The sequence below is a fragment of the Pseudomonas sp. UBA5666 genome (assembly GCF_002420785.1).
GTDB classification, from domain to species: Bacteria; Pseudomonadota; Gammaproteobacteria; order Pseudomonadales; family Pseudomonadaceae; genus Aquipseudomonas; species Aquipseudomonas fulva.
This window is the reverse complement of record NZ_DIIQ01000010.1, coordinates 5,640-6,130: the sequence shown is the minus strand read 5'-3', so window position 1 is coordinate 6,130 and position 491 is coordinate 5,640. Positions and strand designations below refer to the sequence as shown.

Sequence of the window (491 nt, the reverse complement as noted above, 5' to 3'; positions counted from 1 at the left end):
CCTTCTCGTCGAACTGCTCGGTGGTCAGGGTACCGGAATTCGGCGTAATGGTCAGCTGATCGCAGGCTTCATGGGTCAACGGCGTGCCGGTCAATGGGTCAAATTGTTTTTTGCCATCCACCACCGTCTGCACCTGCTTGCAGCCGATCACCTGGTTTCCCTGCAGGCCAACCAGCACGTTCGGCATGCCGACGTTGGGGAAGACCTTGTTGTTCACGCCGTAGGGCCGCGATGGATCCTCGTAGAAACTGCGCAGGTAGCTGTACAGCCAGTCGGCACCCCTGACCCGCGCCACCAGGGTAAGGTCGGGCGGCGCGGCACCGAACCAGGTCTTGGCATCGCTGGGCTTCATGCCAATCTGCATGTGGTCGCCAATCTTTGCCCCGGTGAACACCAGGTTCTCAAGCATCACATCGTGGGGTATGCCCAGGTCATCGGCCACACGCTCATAGCGCTGAAACTTGGCACTGTGGCAACCCATGCAGTAGTTG

At 59.7% G+C, this 491-nt stretch carries 1 protein-coding gene; it reads right to left on the bottom strand.

Annotated features, from left to right (window positions below; all coding sequences use genetic code 11):
- A partial coding sequence (locus B2Y33_RS06825) for a cytochrome c1 (protein ID WP_414707941.1) occupies nt 1-491 on the bottom strand: 491 nt, incomplete at both ends.